We start from the raw sequence: 21909 nt of genomic DNA, 5'->3' as shown, positions 1-21909 counted from the left end.
CAGAGGCTATCCGGGACCCAGGAGCCGGCGCACCGCGCTCGCCCCTGGGTCCCGGCTCTTCGCTTCGCTACGGCCGGGATGACGAGGGATTTTGCCTCTGCAACCAGGTTCGGCGACGCTTACCCCGCCTCACTTAAGTAAGAATCCGAAGTCAAACTTGATCGTCGCGGGGTTCAGTCAGCGCCCGTGAAGACCCATGTTCCGGTGATGGCTGTTCCTCCACCTCAGTTCACCGACGAAGAGATCGATCGCCTGGTCGAGACCTTCTACGCGCGTATCCGTCGGCACCACCGCCTGGGCCCGATCTTCGAGAACGCCGTGGGCCCCGACGGCTGGCCCGCCCACCTGGCCACCCTGAAGGACTTCTGGTCCTCGGTGCTGAACACCACCGGCCGCTACAAGGGCCAGCCGGTGGCCGTCCACCAGCACGTCGAGGGCCTGAGCGAGGGCCTGTTCACGCCCTGGCTGAACCTGTTCCACCAGACCTGCGTCGAGATCTTCGACGCCCCGCGCGCCGCCGTCGTCGGCCAGAAGGCCGAGCGCATCGCCGCCAGCCTGAAGCTGGCCCTGTTCTTCAAGCCGGACGCGGTCGCGTGAGCGCGCGCGACGCCCTGGCCGACCGGGGCTTTGTCCGCTTCAGGACCGCCGAAACCACCGCCTTGCTCGGCGCGGAGGCCATGGCCGGCTGGGGCGCCTTCGCCGACAGCTGGAACGACCTGGGCCTGGACGCCTTCATGGCCGACGGCGGGCGCTATCGGCGCCGGCGGTTCGCGGCCTTCGCCGCCCTGCCGGGCCAGGTCGAGCGCAAGCCGCACCAGCCGCACTGGCAGAGCCGCGACTACAACGCGCTGAACGGCGGCGTGCAGCGCTGGTTCGAGCCGGTCACCGAGGCCATCGCCGACCATCCGGTGACCCGGGCCGTGATCCGCGCGGGCCTGGACCTCTTCCACCCCCTGGCGGGCGCGCCCACAGCGCCATGGCACGTCGAACTGCACCAGTTCCGCATCGAGGCGCGGCCTGGCGAGGCCGGCTTGCCGACGCCGGAGGGTGCGCACCGCGACGGGGTCGACTGGGTGATCGTCATGCTGGTCGACCGCCAGAACGTCGACAGCGGCGTCACCGACATCTTCGCGCCGGACGGGTCGAGCCTGGGCTCCTTCACCCTGACCACGCCCGGGGACGCGGTGTTCCTGGACGACCACCGCGTGCTGCACGGGGTGACGCCGATCCGGCCGCTGGATCCCGCCGCGCCGGCGGTGCGCGATGTGCTGGTCGTCACATACAGGCAGGACGGCCAAGCTTAGGAATTACAGGGCTCGCGCGCTGGTTGGTGCGACCGTTTGCCCCACCCGTTAACCGTTTGGGCTGTGATCACGCCGTGCCACGGTGCGGCCCGCCCCGAAAGGGCCCTCCAAGGCCCGCCTGTAGGATTGAGCGTCCGTCCCGCATGTCTCGAGACGACCAAGCCTTGCCGCAAGACCCGCCGCTGGAGCGACGCGCCGTCTTCTCCAGCGCCATGGCGGACGCGGTCCCGATCCTGATCAGCTATGTCGACCGCGAGGAGCGCTATCGCTTCGTCAACCGCGCCTATGAGCGCTGGTTCGGTGTCGACCGCTCAGAGATCGAGGGCAAGACGCTGAGCGAAGTGCTGGGCGAGGACGCCTACAACCGGCTGCGCCATCACGTTACCCGGGCCCTGGCCGGCGAGAGCGTGACCTTCGAAGGCGAGATCCAGTACCGCGAGGCCGGGACCCGCTACATCGAAGCCCAGTACGTCCCGGACGTCGCCCCCAGCGGCGAGATCCCCGGCTACTACGTCCTGGTCACCGACATCTCCGATCGCCGCAAGGCCGCCGTCGAGCTGGAACGCACCCTGGCCGACGAGCAAAGGCGGGCGGCCCTTCTGGACCTGAGCCAGAAGCTGCGCGATGAGACCGATCCGGTCGCCATCGCCCGGACCGCCGGCCACATGCTGACCGAGCAGCTGGGCGTCGCCCGCGCCGGCTATGCCGAGATGGATCCCGACTGCGTGATGGCCGCCATCGTCGCCGACGACGGCGGGACGGAGGTCGGCGTCGTTCCGCTGACCGGACTGCGGTTCCGGATCGACGACTTTGGCCCCTCGATGAGCGCCGACATGCGGGCTGGCCGCATTCTCGCGGTGGCGGACGTGGCGCTCGACCCGCGCACCAACGAACCCCAGGCCCTGGAAGCGTACGCGGCGATCGGCATCCGCGCCTTCGTCACCGTTTCGCTGATCAAGGCCGGCCAGCTGTCGGCCTACCTGTTCCTGGCCCACGACGGCCCGCGCACCTTCGACGCCGACGAGACGACCTTCGTCGCCAATGTCGCCGAGCTGATCTGGACGGCCAGCGAACGCGCTCGCGCGGACCTGGCCCTGCAGCGCGCCGAGGAAACCGAGCGCCTGCTGATCCGCGAAGTCGACCACCGGGCCAAGAACGTGCTGGCCGTGGTCCAGTCCCTGGCCCAGCTGACGCCCTTCGAGAACAAGGACCAGTACGTCCAGGCGCTGTCGGGCCGTATCGGCTCGCTGGCCCGCGCCCACAGCCTGCTGTCCACGGCGCGCTGGAGCGGCGTGGACCTGCATGATCTGCTGCGGCTGGAGCTGGATCCCTATCGCGGCGATACAGGCGAGCAGGTGACGATCGACGGGCCCCCGGTCCTGATCGACGCCCAGGCCGCCCAGTCGGTGGCCCTGGTGATCCACGAGCTGGCCACCAACGCCAGCAAGTATGGCGCGCTCTCGCGGCCCTTGGGACGCCTGGGCGTGAGCTGGGCCTGGGGCGCGAACGAGGTGCTGCACCTGATCTGGCGCGAGGACGCCGGCGGGCACGTGGCGCCGCCCGGCCGGCGTGGCTTCGGCTCGACCCTGATCGAGAGCGCGGTCAAGCAGGTCGGCGCCCATGTCGAGCTGACCTGGCGACCGCAGGGCCTGAAAGTTCGCCTCGACATGCTCAAAGGCGCCCAGGCGCGCCCGGCCGAAAGCACGCCCGCCTATCGTCCAGGCCTGGCCAGCGAGGAAAGCCCCGCTCTCCACGACCAGCGCATTCTGGTGGTCGAGGACGAGGCCGTGGTCGCTATGGAGCTGACCCGCGTGCTGATCGCCGCCGGCGCCAAGGTGGTCGGCCCGGCCGGCACCGTCGAGGAAGCCCTGGACCTGCTAAAACACCAGGCGGTCGATCGCGCCGTGCTGGACGTCAATCTGGGCGGCCATCTGATCACCCCGGTGGCCGAGGCCCTGACCGGGCGCAGCATCCCGTTCGTCTACCTGACCGGCTACCAGGAACCCGACGTCGACGACGGCCCGATCCTGCGCAAGCCCGTCGCCGCCAGCGCCCTGCTGGGCGCCCTGGCCCGGGGCATTCCCCAGCTCATCCAATAGGGCCTGGCTCACCGGGCCCGCGAGGTTTCGGACACGCTCCGGACATCCCCTTACGTGATTGAAAAAGCGTCGTCCGCGCTCAGGCCACGCCTTCGCGCTTGAAATTGCAATTCGTTCTCAAGTAAGGACAAGCCTTCCGCCGCCAAGGTTTCGTCAGCACCCCCGTGAAATCCGCCGCCGATCAGCATCGCCGTTCCTTCTGGCTGAAGCAGCTCCATCAGTGGCATTGGATCAGCGCGGCCGTGTCGCTGATCGGCATGCTGCTGTTCGCGATCACCGGCGTCACCCTGAACCACGCCGGCCAGATCGAGGCCGAGCCCAAGGTGGTGAGCCGCAAGGCGACCCTGCCCGCCGACCTGATCGCCCTGCTGGCCAAGGGCCCGACCGAGGGCAAGCGCCCCCTGCCCGTCCAGCTGGAGCCGTTCCTCGACAAGGCCGTCGGCGCCGACGTCGCCGGCCGCGAGGGCGAGTGGTCCGACACCGAGGTCTATGTCGCCCTGGCCCGGCCGGGCGGCGACGCCTGGGTCTCGATCGACCGCGAGACCGGCGCCGTCGAGCACGAGAAGACCACGCGCGGCGCGGTCTCGCTGCTCAACGACCTGCACAAGGGCCGCAACACCGGCAAGGCCTGGGCCTGGTTCATCGACGTCTTCGCCGCCGCCTGCGTGGTCTTCACGGTCACCGGCCTGATCATGCTGCAGTTCCACGCCCGCGCCCGCCCGCTGACCTGGCCGCTGGTCGGCCTGGGCCTGGCCGCCCCCGTCATTCTCGTCATCCTGTTCGTCCACCTTTGAGGCAGACACCGTGAAGCGTTCGATCTCCCTGCTGACCTTTGCCGGCGCCGCCGTCGGCGCGGCCCCGGCGCTCGCCGCCGACCTCAACGTCACCGTCGAGGTGCCGAAGCTGTCGGTCGCCGAGTACCACAAGCCTTACGTCGCCATCTGGATCGAAAACCCGGCCGACGCCAGCGCCGCCGGCACCCTGGCTGTCTGGTACGACGCCGACTCCAAGGAAGACCACGGCACCAAGTGGCTGAAGGACATGCGCCAGTGGTGGCGCAAGGCCGGCCGCGAGATGAGCTTCCCGGCCGACGGCGTCAGCGGCGCCACCCGCGCGCCGGGCCCGCAGAAGGTCGTGTTCTCCGGCGCCAAGGGCGCGCTGAAGGGCCTCAAGCCCGGTCAATACAACCTGGTCGTCGAGGCCGCCCGCGAAGTCGGCGGCCACGAGGCCGTCCGCGTTCCGTTCAGCTGGGGCAAGCCCGGCAAGCCCGGCACCGCCAAGGGCTCGGCCGAGCTCGGCGCCGTCACCGTTTCCGTGAAGTGAGAGAAGCCATGACCTTCAAGACGCGCCTGTTCGCCGTCGCCGCTTTCGGCGTGGCCCTTACCCTGCCCCTGTCGGCCTCGGCCCACCGTGGCTGGATGCTGCCGTCGTTCACCACCCTGTCGGGCGACGGCTCGTGGGTGACGATCGACGCCGCCATCTCCAACGAGCTGTTCTATCCCGACCACCGCCCGATGCGCACCGAAGGCGTGCAGGTGCTGGGCCCGGACGGCCAGCCCGACAAGATCCAGAACGCCTCGACCAGCCAGTTCCGCTCGACCTTCGACGTCCAGCTGACCAAGCCGGGCACCTACAAGATCTTCACCGCCACCAACGCGGTCATGGCCAGCTACACCGAGAACGGTGAAGTGAAGCGCTTCCGCGGCTCGCCGGAAGACTTCGCCAAGCAGGTCCCGGCGGGCGCGGCCGATCTGAAGACGATCAAGAGCGCCAGCCGCAACGAGACCTTCGTCACCCGCGACAAGCCGACGACCGACGCCCTGAAGCCCACCGGCAAGGGCCTGGAGCTGGTCCCCGTCACCCACCCGACCGACGTGTTGGCCACGGAAGCGGCGACCTTCAAGTTCGTGCTGGACGGCAAGCCGGCCGCCGACCTGGAAGTGACCTTCATCCCCGGCGGCGCCCGCTGGCGCGCCACGCCCGGCGAGATCAAGGTTAAGGCCGGTCCCGACGGCGCCGTGAAGTTCACCCTGCCGGAAGCCGGCATGTACTGGGTCAACGCCACGATCCGCTCGGGCGAGACCGGTCGTGGTCCGGGTAGCCCCGGCATGGGCGCTCCCGGCGGCGCTCCCGGCGGCGCTCCGGGCGGCGCGCCGGCCCCCGGCGCGGCGCCGGCCCCGGCCCAGCCCCTGGCCGGCAACGGCCAGAGCGCCAGCTACACCGCCGTGATCGAAGCCCAACGGCCGTAGTCGAAATTATCGTGTCATCCCGGCCGTAGCGTAGCGAAGAGCCGGGACCCAGGGGGCGCCGCACTACGCTTGGCCCTGGGTCCCGGGTCGGCTACGCCGCCCGGGATGACACGGGATTTTGCTTCAAGGAACCATGCCCCGCGTCCTCGTCCCCGCCCTGACCACGCCCCCTGCCCGCCCCGTCGGCGGCAGCGTGCGCGCGTTTGGCGGCGCGACCATGGGGACGACCTGGTCGGTCAAGGCGGTGCTGCCGGCGACCATCGACCTCCCCGCTCTCGAAGCCATGGTCCAGCGCGCCCTCGACGCCGTGGTCGGCGAGATGAGCCCGTGGGAGCCGCTCTCCGACCTCCGCCGCTACAACCGCGCCGCGCCCGGAAGCTGGACGAGCCTGCCTGCCGCGACCGCCACCGTCCTGCGTCGCGCCATCGAGATCGCCGAGGCCAGCCACGGCGCCTTCGACCCGACCCTGGGCGCCCTGACCGACCTTTGGGGCTTCGGTCCCCGCCCCTTTTCCGGCGGACCGCCGCCGGCGCCCGACATCGCCCCATTGCGCGACGCCGGGGGCTGGAAGCGGCTGACGCTCGACGGCGACGCGCTGTTCCAGCCGGGCGGACTGAAGCTGGACCTCAACGGCATCGCCAAGGGCTTCGGCGTCGACCAGGCCGCCGCGGCCCTGGATCGCGCCGGCGTGAAGAGCTACCTCGCCGAGGTCGGGGGCGAGCTGCGCGGCACGGGCGCCAAGCCCGACGGTCAGCCCTGGTGGGTCGAGCTGGAGCGCCCGCCGACCGCGAACGACACCGAACGCACCATGGTCGCCCTGCACGACCTGGCCGTCGCCACCTCGGGCGACTATCGCCGGTTCTTCGATCATGGCGGCCGTCGCTACGCCCACACCCTGGACCCGGCCACTGGCGCCCCAACCACCAACGCCACGGTCAGCGTCACGGTGCTGGCCAAGGACTGCATGAGCGCCGACGCCTGGGCCACCGCCCTGACGGTCATGGCCCCCGACGCCGCCCTGGCCTTCGCGGCGGCGCACGAGCTGGCCGCCCTGATCGTCAGCCGCGACACCCACGGCGGCCTCGAGGAGCGCCTGTCACCCGCCCTGCAGGCGATGCTGGACTGATGGTCGACCTCTCCGCCTTCCCGCCCGAGGCCCGCCGCCTCGTCGTCGCCGGGGCCGTGGCCGGTATCTACGCCCTGTTCTGCGGCGTGATCGCCGTGCGCGAAACCCTGCGCCGCCGCGCCGTTCGCCAAGCCGCCGAGGCCCTGTCGCGGGGCGCGGGCGAGCCGGTGCTGGTCGCCTATGCCAGCCAGACCGGCTTCGCCGAGGAACTGGCGACCGCCACCGCCAAGGCCCTGTCCGACGCCGGCGCGCCCGTCACCCTGAAGAACCTCTCGGCCGTCACCGCCGCCGACCTGACGGGCCGGGCCCTGTTCGTGGTCAGCACCACCGGCGAGGGCGACGCGCCCGACCCGTCGCGGGCCTTCATCCGCGACGTGATGAAGGACGGCGCCGACCTCTCGGCCCTGCGCTATGGCGTGCTGGCCCTGGGCGACTCCACCTATGCCCACTTCTGCGCCTTCGGCCGGAGCCTGGACGCCTGGCTGGCCCGCAACGGCGCGGAGGCCCTGTTCGACCGGGTCGAGGTCGACGACGGCGATCCGGCCTCCCTGCGCCACTGGCAGGGACAGCTTTCCGTACTGACCGGCGTCACCGACGCGCCCGACTGGCGCCGGCCCGCCTATGGCCGCTGGACCCTGGCCGAACGGACGCTGCTGAACCCGGGCAGCCCCGGCGGCGAGGCCTGGCGCGTGCGCCTGGAATCGACCGACGGCGCGACCTGGCAGGCCGGCGACATCCTGGAGATCGGCCCGCGCAATGATCCGGCCGAGGTCGCTCGGCTGGGCTTGCCGGTCGAGGTCGCCGAGACGCTGTCGGGCCTGCGCCTGCCGCACGAGCCGGCGGCGATCGACGCCCTGCGCGGCCTGTCGGTCGAGGCCATCGCCGAGCGCCTCACCGCCCTGCCGCACCGCGAATACTCGATCGCCTCCCTGCCCGGCGACGGCGGGGTCGAACTGATCGTCCGCCTGATGCCCCGCGCCGACGGCGCGCCGGGCCTGGGCTCGGGCTGGCTGTGTCGTCATGCCGAGGTGGGCGCAACCGTCGAGGCCCGCGTGCGGACCAACCGGAGCTTCCACGGGCCCGACAACGACCGCCCGCTGATCCTGATCGGCTCGGGCACGGGCCTGGCCGGCCTGCGCGCTCACCTGAAGGCGCGCGCCGCGGTCGGAGCCCACCGCAACTGGCTGGTGTTTGGCGAGCGCACCCTGGCGCACGACTACTTCCACCGCCACGAGATCGAGGCCTGGCGGAAGGCGGGGGTGCTGGAGCGGCTGGACCTGGCCTTCTCCCGCGACCAGGCCGAGCGAGTCTATGTCCAGCAACGGCTGCGCGAAGCGGCCGACACCTTGCGCCAATGGGTGGCGGACGGCGCGGCGGTCTATGTCTGCGGGTCGCTGGAGGGGATGTCGCGCGACGTCCACGCGGCGCTGGTGGAGGTGCTGGGTAGCGATGGCGTCGAGCGGCTGAGCGACGAGGGGCGGTATCGGCGGGACGTGTACTGAGCTTCCAAAAATCCCTCGTCATCCCGGCCGCAGCGAAGCGGAGAGCCGGGATGACGCGTTAATTTGAGCCCAGGAGAGAAGCACGCTCCTCCGGCGTATTGGCCCCCCGCAGCCGCGCCATCGCGCCCTCCGGAACCGGCAGCGCCAGCAGCCCCGCCCGCTCCACGAACCGCCGTAGCGGCCAGCCGGCTTCAACGCCTTCCGGAAGCGCCTCGGCGCTCAGCACCATCGGCACCGGCAGCCCCTCATAGACCGCCCCCGCTCCAATCGCCGCCAGCAACGGCGCCAGGTCTTCGGCGGTCACCGTCGGCGCGTCGACCGCCAGCACCAGCAGTCGCGATGTCCCCAGCGCCTTGGCCCCGGCCAGCACGCCGCCGACCGGGCCCGCTCCGGCCTCATCATCCGGAACCCACGGCAGGCCGAGGTCCGCGCCGGCGGTGACCAGTGTCTGGGCCCCCACGGCGCGCGCCAGGGCCGCCACGCGGTCGACGGCGCGCTGGCCGTCCCAGTCGAGCAAGGCCTTGTCGCGCCCCATTCGCCGGGAGCCGCCACCGCACAGAATGATCGCGCCGAGGGTGTTCATGGACGTCTCATAGCAATCCTCCCCCCAGCGGGGGAGGTGGCGCGAAGCGACGGAGGTAGAAGTCTTGCACGCCTGCTTCTTCCCCGTCCGTCGCCCTTTCAGGCCGACACCTCCCCCTTCTGGGGGAGGATTTGCAACCGTCTTCCAAGCTCTACCCGAAGCGGTCTAGTGTCCGGCCCGCAAAGGGACGGAAAAAGAATGAGCCAGCCTGTCGAGCGCCAGCGTCGTCGTACGACCCAGAGCGCCACGATCCGTGATGTCGCCGCGCGGGCGGGCGTTTCGCCGATGACCGTCTCGCGGGTCATCAACCGCGAGAGCACCGTCAAGGAAGAGACCCGGGCGCTCGTCGAGAAGGCCATCGCCGACCTCAACTACGCCCCCAATCCCGCCGCCCGCAGCCTGGCCGGCTCGGCCCCGTTCCGCATCGGCCTGCTCTACGACAACCCCTCGACCGGCTACCTGTCCGAGTTCCTGGTCGGCGCCCTGGACGAGAGCAGCCGCACCGGCGCCCAGATCGTCATCGAGAAGTGCGCCGAGCCCGAGCTGGCCGGCGCCACCCTGGCCCGTCTGCTGAAGACCGGCGTCGACGGCCTGATCCTGCCGCCGCCGCTCTGCGAATCGCCCCAGGTCCTGGCCGAGGTCCGCGCCGCCGGCGCCGCCGCCGTGGCGGTGGCCCCCGGGATGGCCAGCACCGACATGGCCACCATCCGCATCGACAACGAGGCGGCCGCCTTCGAGCTGACCCAGCATCTGGTCAGCCTGGGCCACAAGCGCTTCGGCTTCATCAAGGGCCACCCGAACCAGACCGTCAGCCAGCAGCGCCTGGACGGCTTCATGGCGGCCCTGAAGGCCGCCGGGATCCCGATGGAGGACATCCGGGTCGAGCAGGGCTACTTCACCTATCGCTCGGGCCTGGAGGCGGCCGAGCGGCTGCTGGCGTCCGAGCCGCGCCCGACCGCCATCTTCGCCGCCAATGACGACATGGCCGCCGCCGCCGAGGGCCTGGCCCACCGCCTGGGCCTGGACGTGCCGGGTGACGTCTCGATCGTCGGCTTCGACGACACCTCTATCGCCGACAACATCTGGCCCGCCCTGACCACCGTCCACCAGCCCATCGCCGCCATGGCCCGCGCGGCCGTCGACATGGTCCTGGAGGAAATCCGCCGCCACCGCGACGGCGGCGGCGAGCCCCGCCAGCTGATGCATCCGCACACGTTGATCGTGCGCGATTCCAGTGGGCCGGCGCCGGAGTAAAACCCCGAAAAGGACCCCGCCCTCCCCCCTCGGGGGAGGGTGAACAAAATTGGTCAGACAACGCGCTTGCCGTCTTTGCATGTTAGCGCTACCAAGGATCTGACGAACGAGCGCCGCCGATGTATCGGCGCCTCTAGACGCTCGAGCTTTGGGGAGACGACGCCGTGGGCGTGAGTGAATTCCTTCCGGAAGACTGGAAAGACGCGACCCTGCTGGGCCGCATCGACTTCGGCGATGGCCCGACGCCCGTGCTGGTGCGCGGCGGCCGCGTCGAGGACATGTCCAAGGTCGCCCCTACCGTCGCCGACCTGATGAACGCCTTCGGCCCCGGCGCGCAGATCCCGCGCGGCGAGGACAAGGGCCCTCTCGAAACCCTCGACATCCGCCCTGTCTGGGAAGACGCCGACGGCGCCGCGCCGGTGAAGCTGCTGGCCCCCGTCGACCTGCAATGCCTGAAGGCCGCCGGCGTGACCTTCGCCGTCTCGACCCTGGAACGGGTGATCGAGGAGCGCGCGCGCGGCGACGCCGCCGCCGCCCTGAAGATCCGTGAGCAGCTGTCCGAGAGCATGGGCGGCGACCTCAAGAGCGTGAACCCGGGCTCGGAGGGCGCCGAGCGCCTGAAGCAGACCCTGATCAAGGACGGTCTGTGGTCGCAGTACCTCGAGGTCGCCATCGGCCCCGACGCCGAGATCTTCACCAAGGGTCCGACCCTGTCCTCGATGGGCTGGGGCGACCATGTCGGCGTCCGCTACGACAGCCACTGGAATAATCCGGAGCCGGAAGTCGTGCTGCTGTGCGACGGCTCGGGCGAGATCCGCGGCGCCGCGCTGGGCAACGACGTCAACCTGCGCGACTTCGAGGGCCGCTCGGCCCTGCTGCTCAGCAAGGCCAAGGACAACAACGCCAGCTGCGCGATCGGCCCGTTCTTCCGCCTGTTCGACGAGACCTTCGCCCTGGACGACGTCCGTTCGGCCGAGGTCACGCTGAAAATCACCGGCCGCGACAACTTCGTGCTGGATGGCCACAGCAATATGAGCCTGATCAGCCGCGACCCGGCCGTGCTGGCGGGCCAGGCGTTCGGTAAGCAACATCAGTACCCGGACGGTTTCGCCCTGTTCCTGGGCACCATGTTCGCCCCGATCCAGGATCGCGACACCCCCGGCCAGGGCTTCACCCACAAGGTCGGCGATCGCGTCCGTGTCTCGACCCCCAAGCTGGGCGTGCTCGAGAACGAAGTCACCACCTGCGACAAGGCCAAGCCGTGGACCTTCGGCATCTCGGCCCTGATCCGCAACCTGGCCGGCCGCGGCCTCCTCTAATTCCCAAGGAATTCGGCAAATGACCGACACCCTGCGCCACTACATCGGCGGCGAACGCGTCGCCGCCGACGCTCCGGCCGAGAGCCTGAACCCCTCCAACACCAACGACGTCGTCGCCAAGGTGCCGATGGGCGGCCAGGCCGAGGTCGACGCCGCCGTCGACGCGGCCAAGCAAGCTTTCCCAAGCTGGTCGGAAGCCTCGCCGGAAGTCCGCTCGGACCTGCTGGACAAGGTCGGCTCGACCATCATCGCCCGTAGCGCCGACATCGGCCGCCTGCTGGCCCGCGAAGAGGGCAAGACCCTTCCCGAGGGTATCGGCGAGACCGTCCGCGCCGGCCGCATCTTCAAGTACTTCGCCGGCGAGGCCCTGCGCCGCCACGGCCAGAACCTGGAAAGCACCCGTCCCGGCGTCGAGGTCCAGACCTATCGCCAGGCCGTCGGCGTGTTCGCGCTCGTCACCCCCTGGAACTTCCCGATCGCCATCCCGGCCTGGAAGGCGGCGCCTGCGCTTGCGTTCGGCAACACCGTGGTGATCAAGCCGGCCGGCCCGACCCCGGCCACCGCCAACGTGCTGGCCGACATCATGCAGGAATGCGGCGCTCCGGCCGGCGTGTTCAACATGCTGTTCGGCCGCGGCGCGATGGGCGACGCCCTGATCAAGCACAAGGACGTCGACGGCGTCTCGTTCACGGGCTCGCAAGGCGTGGGCGCGCAGGTCGCCGCCGCCGCCATGGCGCGCCAGGCTCGCGTTCAGCTGGAGATGGGCGGCAAGAACCCGCTGATCATCCTGGACGACGCGGATCTGGAACGCGCCGTCGCCATCGCCCTGGACGGCTCGTTCTACGCCACCGGCCAGCGCTGCACCGCCAGCTCGCGCCTGATCGTCCAGGACGGCATTCACGACAAGTTCGTGGCTCTGCTGGCCGAGAAGGTCGCCGCCCTGCGCGTGGGCGACGCCCTGGACCCGAATACCCAAGTCGGCCCGGCCGTCTCCGAAGACCAGATGGAAACGAGCTACAAGTACATCGACATCGCCCGCGGCGAAGGCGGCCGCCTGGTCACCGGCGGCGATCGCCTGAAGTTCGACAATCCGGGCTGGTACGTGCAGCCGACCCTGATCGCCGACACCGAAGCCGGCATGCGGATCAACAACGAAGAGGTCTTCGGCCCCGTCGCCTCGACCATCCGGGTCAAGTCGTACGAGGAAGCCCTGGAGATCGCCAACGGCGTCGAGTTCGGCCTGTCGGCCGGCATCGCCACCACCTCGCTGAAGCACGCGCGCCACTTCCAGCGCTTCGCCAAGGCCGGCATGACCATGGTCAACCTGGCGACGGCCGGCGTCGACTACCATGTGCCGTTCGGCGGCACGAAGAGCAGTTCCTACGGCGCCCGTGAGCAGGGCTTCGCTGCGGTCGAGTTCTTCACCCAGACCAAAACCTCCTACTCGTGGTCGTAAGCAGCATGTCCTCAGCCATCTATCCCAGCCTGAAGGGCAAGCGCGTCGTCATTACCGGCGGCGGCTCGGGCATCGGGGCCGGCCTGACCGCCGGCTTCGCCCGACAGGGCGCGGAGGTCATCTTTCTCGACATCGTCGAAGAGGACTCCAAGGCCCTGGAAGCCGAGCTGGCCGGATCGCCGATCCCGCCGGTCTACAAGCGCTGCGATCTGATGAGCCTCGACGCGATCAAGGCGACCTTCGCCGAGATCGGCGACGTCGACGTGCTGGTCAACAACGCCGGCAACGACGACCGCCACAAGCTGGGTGACGTGACCGGCGCCTATTGGGATGAGCGGATCAACGTCAACCTGCGCCACATGCTGTTCTGCACCCAGGCCGTCGCGCCGGGCATGGCCAAGCGTGGCGGCGGCGCGGTGATCAACTTCGGTTCGATCAGCTGGCACCTGGGTCTCGAGGACCTGGTCCTCTATGAAACCGCCAAGGCCGGCATCGAGGGCATGACCCGCGCTCTGGCCCGCGAGCTCGGTCCCGACGACATCCGCGTCACCTGCGTGGTGCCGGGCAACGTCAAGACCAAGCGCCAGGAGAAGTGGTACACGCCCGAGGGCGAGGCCGAGATCGTCAAGGCCCAGTGCCTGAAGGGCCGCATCGTGCCCGACAACGTCGCTTCTCTGGTGCTGTTCCTGGCCTCCGACGACGCCGCGCTGTGCACCGGTCACGAGTACTGGATCGACGCGGGCTGGCGATAAATCCGAGCTTGGCCGACGCGCGGGCTTCCCTGGAGGCCCGCGCCGCCGTATCGAACGGGCCAACAACGGTTTTATCTGGAGATTACCCGATCATGAGCGTGGTCACCTGCGTCTGGGATCTGAAGGCCGAACTTGGCGAAGGTCCGATCTGGCACGACGACGTGCTCTGGTTCGTCGACATCAAGGGCCAGAAGGTTTACCGCCACGACCCGGTCAGCGGCGGGCAGCTCAGCTTCGACGCCCCGGAGCAGATCTCGTTCCTGGCCCCCATGGGTCCCGAAGCCGATTTCATCGCCGGCCTGAAGAGCGGCCTCTTCCGCTTCAACCCGCTGATGGGCTTCCGGAAGACCGCCAGCATCGAAGACGAAGCGCTGAACAACCGCCCCAACGACGCCACGGTCGACGCCAAGGGCCGCCTGTGGTTCGGCACGATGCATGACGGTGAAGAGAACAAGAGCGGCTCGCTCTATCGCCTGGACGCCAAGGGCCTGGCCCGCGTCGACACCGACATCTGCATCACCAACGGTCCGTGCGTCTCGCCCGACGGCAAGACGTTCTACCACACCGACACGCTGGAAAAGGTGATCTACGCCTACGACCTGGCCGAGGATGGCGAGCTGTCGAACAAGCGCGTCCTGACCCGCTTCAATGGCGACAACATCTATCCGGACGGCTCGGTCGTCGACTCCGAAGGTTTCCTGTGGACCGCCCTGTGGGGCGGCGCGGCCGTGCTGCGCATCTCGCCGGAAGGCGATGTCGTGGCCCGCGTGATGATCCCCGCCACGAACGTCACCAAGGTCTGCTTCGGCGGCGCCGATCTGAAGACCCTCTACATCACCACCGCCCGCAAGGGCCTGAGCGAAGAAGACCGGGCGGCCCAACCGCTGGCCGGTGGTCTGTTCGCGATCCAGGTCGACGTCGCGGGCCAGCCCCAACACGAGGTACGCCTTGTCTAACCGTACGCCCCGCCGGTTCCGGTCCCGCGATTGGTTCGATAACCCCGACCATATCGACATGACCGCGCTCTATCTGGAGCGCTTCATGAACTACGGGATCACGCCGGAGGAGCTGCGAAGCGGCAAGCCGATCATCGGCATTGCCCAGACCGGCAGCGACATCTCGCCCTGCAACCGCATTCACCTCGATCTGGTGACGCGGGTGCGGGACGGGATCCGCGACGCCGGGGGCATCCCCATGGAGTTTCCGGTCCATCCGATTTTCGAGAACTGCCGTCGTCCGACGGCGGCGCTGGACCGGAACCTCTCCTACCTGGGTCTCGTCGAGACCCTGCACGGCTATCCGATCGACGCCGTGGTCCTGACGACCGGCTGCGACAAGACCACGCCGGCGGGCATCATGGCCGCCACCACGGTCAACATCCCGGCCATCGTCCTGTCGGGCGGCCCGATGTTGGACGGCTGGCACGAGAACGAGCTGGTCGGCTCGGGCACCGTGATCTGGCGCTCGCGCCGCAAGCTGGCGGCCGGCGAGATCACCGAGGCCGAGTTCATCGACCGGGCGGCCTCCTCGGCCCCCTCGGCCGGTCACTGCAACACCATGGGCACGGCCTCGACCATGAACGCGGTCGCCGAAGCCCTGGGCCTGTCGCTGACCGGCTGCGCGGCCATTCCCGCCCCGTACCGCGAGCGTGGCCAGATGGCCTATCGCACGGGCCAGCGGATCGTCGACCTGGCCTATGAGGACATCAAGCCGAAGGACATTCTGACCAAGAAGGCCTTCGAGAACGCCATCGCCCTGGTGGCGGCGGCCGGTGGCTCCACCAACGCCCAGCCGCACATCGCGGCCATGGCGCGGCACGCGGGCCTGGAAGTCACCGCCGATGACTGGCGCGCGGCCTACGACATTCCGCTGATCGTCAACATGCAGCCCGCCGGCAAGTATCTGGGCGAGCGCTTCCACCGGGCTGGCGGCGCGCCGGCCGTGCTGTGGGAACTGCTGCAGCAAGGTCGCCTGCACGGCGACGTCCTGACGGTGACCGGCACGACCATGGCCGAGAACCTCGAGGGCCGCGAGACCGGCGACCGCGAGGTGATCTTCCCCTATGCCCAACCGCTGGCCGAGAAGGCCGGCTTCCTGGTGCTGAAGGGCAACCTGTTCGACTTCGCGATCATGAAGTCCAGCGTCATCGGCGCCGACTTCCGCGCCCGCTACCTGTCCAAGCCGGGCCAGGAAGACATCTTCGAAGCCCGCGCCATCGTGTTCGACGGCTCGGACGACTATCACCACCGGATCAACGACCCGGCCCTGAACATTGACGAGCACTGCATCCTGGTGATCCGCGGCGCCGGTCCGATCGGCTGGCCCGGCTCGGCCGAGGTGGTCAACATGCAGCCGCCGGACGCCCTGCTGAAGAAGGGCATCATGAGCCTGCCCACCCTGGGCGACGGCCGCCAGTCGGGCACCGCCGACAGCCCCTCGATCCTCAACGCCTCGCCCGAAAGCGCCATCGGCGGCGGCCTGTCGTGGCTGCGCACCGGCGACACCATCCGCATCGACCTGAACACCGGACGCTGCGACGCCCTGGTGGACGAAGCGACGATCGCCGAGCGCCGCAAGGAAGGCATCCCGGCCGTCCCCGAGACCATGACCCCCTGGCAGGAGATCTACCGCGCCCACACCGGCCAGCTGGAGACCGGCGGGGTGCTGGAGTTCGCGGTCAAGTACCAGGACCTGGCGGCCAAGCTGCCGAGGCACAACCACTAGACACGACGAAGCCCCCGGAGCGATCCGGGGGTTTTGTTCTTTAGGGCCTAGTCCTCGTCGCGTCCGGCGAACGAGCGCCGCTCCAACGGCCGGCGGAAGCCGCTCTGCTTCAGCACCTCCACCGCCTCGGCCACGAGCGATTCCGCGCCCGCGCGGGTGTTGGCGACCAGGATGACTTCGTCGTCGATCACCACGCCCCAGCGGTCGCCGTACGGCTCGATGGAGAAGAGCGGGCCCTGCTCGGTCATGTGGAAAGCTCGGACATCCACCTAGGGTCGAGACTCAATTAGGCCACAGCAAGGCAGCTTGACCTTCCGGGCCTTTCGCCTCGCCTCTTCCGCGGCCCGCTCGCCCTCCTTTGCCTCTTCCCCGGGGCGTCAACTTGGGATCACTTCTCGGGCAAATGGGGAGAAGGCTCAATGAAGCCGCAAGACATGGAAGCCGGACTCGCGGCGATGGAGCGGGCGGCGCGGGCGGCCGTGGCCTATCGCCGGGGCGTGGCGGTCGCGGAGACCACGCCGGTGGCCACCTATCGCGAGATGATGGAGGTGTTCGACCGCCGCTTGCCCGAGGCGTCCGGCGATCCGCGCGCCATCATCGAGGAGCTGATCGAGCTCGCCACACCCGGCATCCGCGCGGCGACCGCGCCGCGCTTCTTCGGCTGGGTGATCGGCAATTCGCATCCGACCGGCGTCGCCGCCGACTTCCTGGTCTCGGCCTGGGGCCAGAATGTCGGCAACCTGGTCTCGGCCCCGGCCGCCTCGGCGATGGAGACGGTGTCGGCGGGCTGGCTGCTGGACGTGCTGGGCCTGCCCGCCGAGTCCTCGGTGGGTTTCGTCACCGGCGCCACCGTCGCCAACTTCGTCTGCCTGGCCGCCGCCCGCAGCGAGGTGCTGCGCCGGGTCGGCTGGGACGTCGAGGCCGACGGTCTGTTCGACGCGCCGCCGGTGCGGGTGCTGATCGGCGCCGACGCCCATGCCACCGTGTTCTCGGGCCTGAAGTATCTCGGCCTGGGCGCCCGGCGGGTGACGACCGTCGAGACCGACGAAATGGGCCGGATGCTGCCCGCCGCCTTCGAGCGCGCGATCAAGCAAGCCGCCAAGGAAACGCATGGCGGCCCGGTGATCGCCATCGCCCAGGCCGGCCAGATCAATACCGGCGCCAGCGACCCGTTCGCCGAGATCGCCCCGATGGCCAAAGCGGCCGGGGCCTGGCTGCACGTCGACGGAGCCTTTGGCCTGTGGGCGCGAGCCTGTCCCGGCCGAGCGGCGCAGCTGGACGGGGTCGACCAGGCCGACAGCTGGGCCACCGACGGCCACAAGTGGCTGCAGACACCCTATGACTGCGGCTTCGCCATCGTCCGCGACGCCGAGGCCCACCGGCGAGCCATGGCCATCACCGCCAGCTACCTGCCGCCACCGGTCGGCGCCGACCGCGACCCTTCCGCCTATGTGCCGGAGCTGTCGCGCCGGGCGCGCGGCATTGGGACCTGGGCCATGCTGCGCCAGTTCGGTCGCGAGGGCCTCGCTGAGCTGGTCGAGCGCGGCTGCGCCATCGCCAGGAGCATGGCCGCGGCCCTGGCCCAGGAGCCCGGGATCGAGCTGGTCGCCGACGTGCCATTGAACCAGTTCATGGTCCGGTTCGGCGACGACGACGCCCTGACCCTGGCGACGGTCCAGCGCATCCAGGACGACGCCATCGCCTTCATCGGTCCGGCGATCTGGCGCGATCGCTGGGTGATGCGGGTGTCGGTGTCCTCGGCCGCGACCCAGCCGGAGGACGGCGAGATCACCGTGCGGGCCGTGATCGACGCCTGGCGCGCCGTGCGGGCCCAGGCCAAGGCCTGAAGGCTGAGAGAAGGCGTTGGCCTAGGAGATCATCCTGAAGAGCGCCTCGCCCTTCACCCAGTGCTGGCCGACCCGCTTATAGACATCGAGGCTGCCCCCGCCGCACAGACCCGAGCACCGCGAGAACGCCATCACCAACGCCGTCCGGCCGTCCGAACTGATCGAAGGCGCGGCGATCGATCCGATATAGACGCGGTTGCCGGTCCCCAGCCGCTCGACCGCCGCGCGATCCTCGGGCGTCGCCATTCGCGTACCCGCGGGCAGCCGGCTCGCCAGCTCGGGGCAGCGGGCGAACAGGTTCACCGGCGGTTGCCGGGTCAGCAGCGCCCTCTGCCAAGTGGCCAAGCCCCAACCGTGGGGCCGCGCGTCGCTGATGCCGCGCTTGATGAAGTTGTTCTTGAAGCTGGCCTGGTCGTCGAAGGCGTTCACGCCATCCTTGGCCTGCTCGGCCATGACCTGGGCGCCCAGCGCGCAGGCCGCCGCCTTGTGGGCGAACCCTTTCGGCGCGCCGACGGCCGGCGCGACCACGAGTGCGGCGACAGCCATGGCGGTCAAGGTCGTCAGGATCGCGGACTTCATGCCCGCGATCCTGCGTCGAACCGAACGTTCTTACAAGCGTAGTCCGGAGGTTTAACCCGGACCGCCCGTACCGAAGTCGAACTGCTCCGGACGCGGCTTGCCACCGCCGAAGGTGTAGCTGAAGCCGAAGAAGGCGGCGCGGACCTTGGCCGTGCGGCGCGTGGTGTCGCGCAGCAGCGGCGTGTCGACGACGACCGTGTCCTCGAACGAGTTGGCGACGTCGTTGATCGTCACGACGAAGTTCAGCTTGTCATTGATCTTGCGGCGGTAGCCGACATTGACCAGCTGGATCGGCTCGCGGTGGCCCTGCGGCGTGATCCGCCGGCCCGAGCTGAAGGCGTTGATCTGGAAGAAGTCCTTCGGCGTGGCCTGGTAGTTCAGGTTGGCGCGGCCCGACAGGGTCGTGCCCGAGCGCTTGCCGGCGAAGCCTAGGCTGGCGGCGTCGATCTCGTTCCAGAAGGCGGTGCCGCTGACATTGTAGGTCAGCTTCGGGGTCAGGCGGCCATTGGCGACCAGTTCCAGACCGCCGTTGCGGCTCTTGCCCAGGTTCTCGCGGGTGGTCAGGAACACGCCGTTGCCCAGGTTCTTGACCACGTCGGTCACGCCATCCTTCGTGTCGCGGAAGAAGGCGGTGGCCATGTAGGTCGCCGGCCCCTTGCGGTACTGCCAGCCCAGCTCGAACGAGTCGGTGACCTGCGGCTTCAGGTTCGGGTTACCGGCGCGATAGTTCAGCGGGTCCTGGTAGACCGGATAGGGGTTCAGATCCTGCGGACCCGGACGCTGGACGCGGCGGCTGAAGTTGGCGTTGAACGTGTTGGCGTCGTCGATCCGATAGCCCGCGTGCAGGGTCGGATAGACGCGGAAATAGTCGTTTTCGTTCTTCTGGTTCGAGGTGATCTGGTCGGTGCGGATATTGACCTGCTCGGCGCGCAGGCCGCCCTGCACCGTCAGGTCGCCGAACGGCCGCTCGTAGGTCACATAGCCGGCCAGGACGTCCTGGTCGTAGGCGAACAGGTTGGTGCGGGCGGCGTCCAGGACCTGGTTGGTCTGGGTCGTGCCGCGGGCGCCGTAGTTGTCGTAGTCGTTGTCGGCGAACTCGAAGTCGAGGCCGGCCTTGACCTTGGACGAGTTGGCCAGCGGCTTGCTGTAGTCGAGCTTCCAGTTGATGCGGGCCTGTTCGGCGCCGAAGCCGAAAGTCTCGTACTGGTCGGGCACGCCGACCAGGCCGTCCAGGTACGCCGTCGCGGCGCGCTTGAACTGGGTGGTCTCGTATTCGAGGTGCGAGGTGACCTCGTGGCCGTCCTTGCCGAGCTGGCGGCGATAGTCGCCGCTGATCGCCGCGTTGTCGCGGACCATGCGCGCGGTGCTGTCGCGCAGGTACGACTGCGCCGTGGCGCCGGCGGCGTTGCGGCCCAGATAGGTCTCGCCGATGTTGCTGTCATAGTTCATGCCGCGAACCCGGACCTCGGCCGACAGCCGGGTCTTCTTGTCCAGGTCGTAGTCGATCCCGGTGCGCAGGCTGAGCGCCCCGCCCTCGTTGACCATGGCGGCGGTCTGCTCGCTCTCCAGGAACTTGCCGCTGGCGCTGTCGAGCACGGCGCGCGTGGTCTCGGACTGGGCCTGCTGTTGGTCGAAGCGGTAGCTGGCGTCGCCCGACAGGGTGACCTTGCCCTGGCGGCGCGTGGCGCTGACGCCGGTGTTGTAGCGGCCATCGGGGCCGATATTGGCGCGGACCGTGCCGGTCACGCCCGCCTTCTGGGTCTTCTTGGTGACCAGGTTGATGATGCCGGCCGAGCCGTCGGGACGGTAGGCGGCCGAGGGGTTGGTCATCACCTCGACCCGGTCGATGCTGTCGGCCGGCAGCTGCTGCAGGGCGTCGGCGCGGTTGTCGCCGTTGAACATGCCCGAGGGCTTGCCGTCGATCAGGATGGTGACGTTCGAGTCGCCGCGCAGGCTGATGTTGCCTTGGACGTCGACCTCGACCGAGGGAATGTTGCGCAGGGCGTCGGAGATCGAGCCGGTCTTGGCCGACAGGTCGTTGGCGACGCTGTAGCTGCGGCGGTCGATGTCGGTCCGCATCGCGGTGGAGTCGCTACGGATGGTCAGGCCTTCGACGGCCGTCGGACCGTCCTTGGCGGCGGGCTTGGGCGCCGTCTGGGCGGCAGCGGGCGCCGCCGGAGTCGTTTGCGCCAAACCCACGGTCGGCGGCAGAATCGCCGCGGCGGCGGCGAACAGAGCGAACTTCAAACGCAAGGCGTATCCCCAACTTCGTCGTCGAGGGAGCCGCCGCGGACGTCCGCGCGATCTCGACCTCCAGCCGTAAAGACCCTTCCGCGAGCAGGGGCAAATTTCTTTTCGGCAATGTTCCAGTTGGCGGGCGCGGGTCGCATTCGGGCCACACCGGTTCTGGGTCAGGCAAGACGTCTATTGTTCAGACTTGGATGATCCGGGAATTGTAGGACGCCACCACCGCGTCATGCGTGACCAGCCGCATCGCGTCCGTGAGGCTCTGTGCGATCAGCAGACGATCGAATGGATCAGCGTGGATCGGCGGCAACTGTTCAACGAGAACAGCCTGCTCGGGCATGATCGGAATCAGCGCGTAGCCCGACGCCCCAAAGAGAAGCTGCGCCTCGGCGGCTGAAACCGGCATGGCGTTTGGCCCGCCGCGATTCAAGCCATGCTTGATCGCGACTTCCCACAAGGTCACGGCGCTGACATGGATCTCATTGTCCGGATCCAGGATGAGATCCCTCGCCTTGACCGAAAGGCGCGCATCGTCGGTCAACGACCAGAGCGCTATATGCGTGTCCAGCAGCAGTTTCACGCGGGGGGGGCGAGAAAGAGTTCGGCGACCGCCGCGTCGTCGGCGAGCGGATCCGCCGGCGCAACGAACATGCCAGCGGCTATGCCGATCCGACGCTCCACCTTTTTCCAGGGCTCGATGGCAATCAGTCGCGCGGCCGGTCGACCGTTGCGGGCGATGATCACCTCTTCGACTTCGCCCTTCTCGACAGCTTCGACCAACTTGGACAGCTGGCTTTTCGCGTCGTGCATATTGACCGTGGCCATGATGAACGCCTCCACTTAGCTAGATATAGCTAACATGGCTGAG

Annotated in this window: 20 protein-coding genes and 2 pseudogenes; 16 read left to right on the top strand and 6 right to left on the bottom strand. The window is 69.2% G+C overall.

Annotated features, from left to right (window positions below; translation table 11 throughout):
* Positions 1-207: 207 nt before the first annotated feature.
* The 9 genes and pseudogenes from AC1RRV_RS02565 to AC1RRV_RS02525 all read left to right on the top strand — a co-directional run bounded on the left by AC1RRV_RS02565 (position 208) and on the right by AC1RRV_RS02525 (position 8280).
* Positions 208-597, top strand: coding sequence for a group III truncated hemoglobin (locus tag AC1RRV_RS02565; RefSeq protein WP_492857995.1), 390 nt, complete (start codon positions 208-210; stop codon positions 595-597).
* Positions 594-1304: a 2OG-Fe dioxygenase family protein gene (locus AC1RRV_RS02560; RefSeq protein WP_492857994.1), complete on the top strand. Its 711-nt coding sequence runs from the start codon at positions 594-596 to the stop codon at positions 1302-1304. Before AC1RRV_RS02565 ends, AC1RRV_RS02560 begins: the two co-directional genes overlap by 4 nt.
* A 143-nt stretch (positions 1305-1447) precedes the next feature.
* A pseudogene (locus AC1RRV_RS02555) lies at positions 1448-2359 on the top strand (PAS domain-containing protein); the annotation flags it as partial.
* 42 nt (positions 2360-2401) lie between these two features.
* Positions 2402-3403: pseudogene (locus tag AC1RRV_RS02550) on the top strand (HWE histidine kinase domain-containing protein); the annotation flags it as partial.
* Between the two features lie 164 nt (positions 3404-3567).
* Positions 3568-4197 (top strand): PepSY-associated TM helix domain-containing protein, encoded by a 630-nt coding sequence (locus AC1RRV_RS02545; RefSeq protein WP_492857993.1) that lies wholly within the window; start codon positions 3568-3570, stop codon positions 4195-4197.
* Between the two features lie 10 nt (positions 4198-4207).
* Positions 4208-4726: a DUF2271 domain-containing protein gene (locus AC1RRV_RS02540; protein ID WP_492857992.1), complete on the top strand. Its 519-nt coding sequence runs from the start codon at positions 4208-4210 to the stop codon at positions 4724-4726.
* Positions 4723-5652: a DUF4198 domain-containing protein gene (locus tag AC1RRV_RS02535; RefSeq protein WP_492857991.1), complete on the top strand. Its 930-nt coding sequence runs from the start codon at positions 4723-4725 to the stop codon at positions 5650-5652. Before AC1RRV_RS02540 ends, AC1RRV_RS02535 begins: the two co-directional genes overlap by 4 nt.
* Positions 5653-5785: 133 nt before the next feature.
* Complete coding sequence (locus tag AC1RRV_RS02530; RefSeq protein WP_492857990.1) at positions 5786-6778, top strand: FAD:protein FMN transferase; 993 nt, start codon at positions 5786-5788, stop codon at positions 6776-6778.
* Entirely contained in the window at positions 6778-8280 is a 1503-nt protein-coding gene (locus tag AC1RRV_RS02525) for a sulfite reductase subunit alpha (protein WP_492857989.1), read from the top strand. The genes AC1RRV_RS02530 and AC1RRV_RS02525 overlap by 1 nt, the downstream gene beginning before the upstream one ends.
* Before the next feature lie 58 nt (positions 8281-8338).
* On the opposite strand, the gene mobA is transcribed toward AC1RRV_RS02525, so the two are convergent.
* The gene (mobA, locus tag AC1RRV_RS02520; RefSeq protein ID WP_492857988.1) at positions 8339-8863 is read right to left on the bottom strand and encodes a molybdenum cofactor guanylyltransferase; all 525 of its coding nucleotides are present in this window, start codon (positions 8861-8863) and stop codon (positions 8339-8341) included.
* 198 nt (positions 8864-9061) lie between these two features.
* Between mobA and xylR the strand changes: the two genes are divergently transcribed.
* From xylR to xylD, 6 genes are all read left to right on the top strand, one after another.
* Positions 9062-10117 (top strand): transcriptional regulatory XylR, encoded by a 1056-nt coding sequence (xylR, locus tag AC1RRV_RS02515; RefSeq protein ID WP_492857987.1) that lies wholly within the window; start codon positions 9062-9064, stop codon positions 10115-10117.
* 164 nt (positions 10118-10281) lie between these two features.
* The gene (locus tag AC1RRV_RS02510; protein WP_492857986.1) at positions 10282-11436 is read left to right on the top strand and encodes a fumarylacetoacetate hydrolase family protein; all 1155 of its coding nucleotides are present in this window, start codon (positions 10282-10284) and stop codon (positions 11434-11436) included.
* Positions 11437-11455: 19 nt separating this feature from the next.
* Positions 11456-12892 (top strand): aldehyde dehydrogenase family protein, encoded by a 1437-nt coding sequence (locus tag AC1RRV_RS02505; protein WP_492857985.1) that lies wholly within the window; start codon positions 11456-11458, stop codon positions 12890-12892.
* A gap of 5 nt (positions 12893-12897) precedes the next feature.
* Positions 12898-13644 carry a D-xylose 1-dehydrogenase gene (xylB, locus tag AC1RRV_RS02500; RefSeq protein ID WP_492857984.1) on the top strand — a complete coding sequence of 249 codons (747 nt, stop codon included), beginning with the start codon at positions 12898-12900 and terminating at the stop codon, positions 13642-13644.
* Positions 13645-13736: 92 nt separating this feature from the next.
* The gene (gene xylC, locus AC1RRV_RS02495; RefSeq protein ID WP_492857983.1) at positions 13737-14600 is read left to right on the top strand and encodes a D-xylonolactone lactonase; all 864 of its coding nucleotides are present in this window, start codon (positions 13737-13739) and stop codon (positions 14598-14600) included.
* Complete coding sequence (xylD, locus tag AC1RRV_RS02490) at positions 14593-16368, top strand: xylonate dehydratase XylD (protein WP_492857982.1); 1776 nt, start codon at positions 14593-14595, stop codon at positions 16366-16368. Before xylC ends, xylD begins: the two co-directional genes overlap by 8 nt.
* 47 nt (positions 16369-16415) lie before the next feature.
* On the opposite strand, the gene AC1RRV_RS02485 is transcribed toward xylD, so the two are convergent.
* Positions 16416-16616, bottom strand: coding sequence for a hypothetical protein (locus AC1RRV_RS02485; protein ID WP_492857981.1), 201 nt, complete (start codon positions 16614-16616; stop codon positions 16416-16418).
* Between the two features lie 171 nt (positions 16617-16787).
* Between AC1RRV_RS02485 and AC1RRV_RS02480 the strand changes: the two genes are divergently transcribed.
* Entirely contained in the window at positions 16788-18215 is a 1428-nt protein-coding gene (locus AC1RRV_RS02480; RefSeq protein ID WP_492857980.1) for a pyridoxal phosphate-dependent decarboxylase family protein, read from the top strand.
* Between the two features lie 21 nt (positions 18216-18236).
* On the opposite strand, the gene AC1RRV_RS02475 is transcribed toward AC1RRV_RS02480, so the two are convergent.
* From AC1RRV_RS02475 to AC1RRV_RS02460, 4 genes are all read right to left on the bottom strand, one after another.
* Complete coding sequence (locus AC1RRV_RS02475) at positions 18237-18794, bottom strand: hypothetical protein (protein WP_492857979.1); 558 nt, start codon at positions 18792-18794, stop codon at positions 18237-18239.
* A 51-nt stretch (positions 18795-18845) separates the two neighbouring features.
* Positions 18846-21047 carry a TonB-dependent receptor domain-containing protein gene (locus AC1RRV_RS02470; RefSeq protein WP_492857978.1) on the bottom strand — a complete coding sequence of 734 codons (2202 nt, stop codon included), beginning with the start codon at positions 21045-21047 and terminating at the stop codon, positions 18846-18848.
* A gap of 178 nt (positions 21048-21225) precedes the next feature.
* Positions 21226-21621, bottom strand: a complete 396-nt coding sequence (locus tag AC1RRV_RS02465) for a type II toxin-antitoxin system VapC family toxin (RefSeq protein ID WP_492857977.1) — start codon at positions 21619-21621, stop codon at positions 21226-21228.
* Positions 21618-21866, bottom strand: a complete 249-nt coding sequence (locus tag AC1RRV_RS02460) for a type II toxin-antitoxin system Phd/YefM family antitoxin (protein WP_492857976.1) — start codon at positions 21864-21866, stop codon at positions 21618-21620. Before AC1RRV_RS02460 ends, AC1RRV_RS02465 begins: the two co-directional genes overlap by 4 nt.
* Positions 21867-21909 lie beyond the last annotated feature (43 nt).

This window comes from Caulobacter sp. GW821-FHT11E10, assembly GCF_058808375.1.
This window is presented reverse-complemented; position numbering and strand designations above follow the sequence as displayed.

What these genes read in the sequence shown, in the direction of transcription:
- AC1RRV_RS02565 (WP_492857995.1), top strand. Translation starts at nt 208, where the DNA reads ATGGCTGTTCCTCCACCTCAGTTCACCGACGAAGAGATCGATCGCCTG.
- AC1RRV_RS02530 (WP_492857990.1), top strand. Translation starts at nt 5,786, where the DNA reads ATGCCCCGCGTCCTCGTCCCCGCCCTGACCACGCCCCCTGCCCGCCCC.
- AC1RRV_RS02525 (WP_492857989.1), top strand. Translation starts at nt 6,778, where the DNA reads ATGGTCGACCTCTCCGCCTTCCCGCCCGAGGCCCGCCGCCTCGTCGTC.
- mobA (WP_492857988.1), bottom strand. Translation starts at nt 8,863, where the DNA reads ATGAACACCCTCGGCGCGATCATTCTGTGCGGTGGCGGCTCCCGGCGA.
- xylR (WP_492857987.1), top strand. Translation starts at nt 9,062, where the DNA reads ATGAGCCAGCCTGTCGAGCGCCAGCGTCGTCGTACGACCCAGAGCGCC.
- AC1RRV_RS02505 (WP_492857985.1), top strand. Translation starts at nt 11,456, where the DNA reads ATGACCGACACCCTGCGCCACTACATCGGCGGCGAACGCGTCGCCGCC.
- xylB (WP_492857984.1), top strand. Translation starts at nt 12,898, where the DNA reads ATGTCCTCAGCCATCTATCCCAGCCTGAAGGGCAAGCGCGTCGTCATT.
- xylC (WP_492857983.1), top strand. Translation starts at nt 13,737, where the DNA reads ATGAGCGTGGTCACCTGCGTCTGGGATCTGAAGGCCGAACTTGGCGAA.
- AC1RRV_RS02485 (WP_492857981.1), bottom strand. Translation starts at nt 16,616, where the DNA reads ATGACCGAGCAGGGCCCGCTCTTCTCCATCGAGCCGTACGGCGACCGC.
- AC1RRV_RS02480 (WP_492857980.1), top strand. Translation starts at nt 16,788, where the DNA reads ATGAAGCCGCAAGACATGGAAGCCGGACTCGCGGCGATGGAGCGGGCG.
- AC1RRV_RS02475 (WP_492857979.1), bottom strand. Translation starts at nt 18,794, where the DNA reads ATGAAGTCCGCGATCCTGACGACCTTGACCGCCATGGCTGTCGCCGCA.
- AC1RRV_RS02460 (WP_492857976.1), bottom strand. Translation starts at nt 21,866, where the DNA reads ATGGCCACGGTCAATATGCACGACGCGAAAAGCCAGCTGTCCAAGTTG.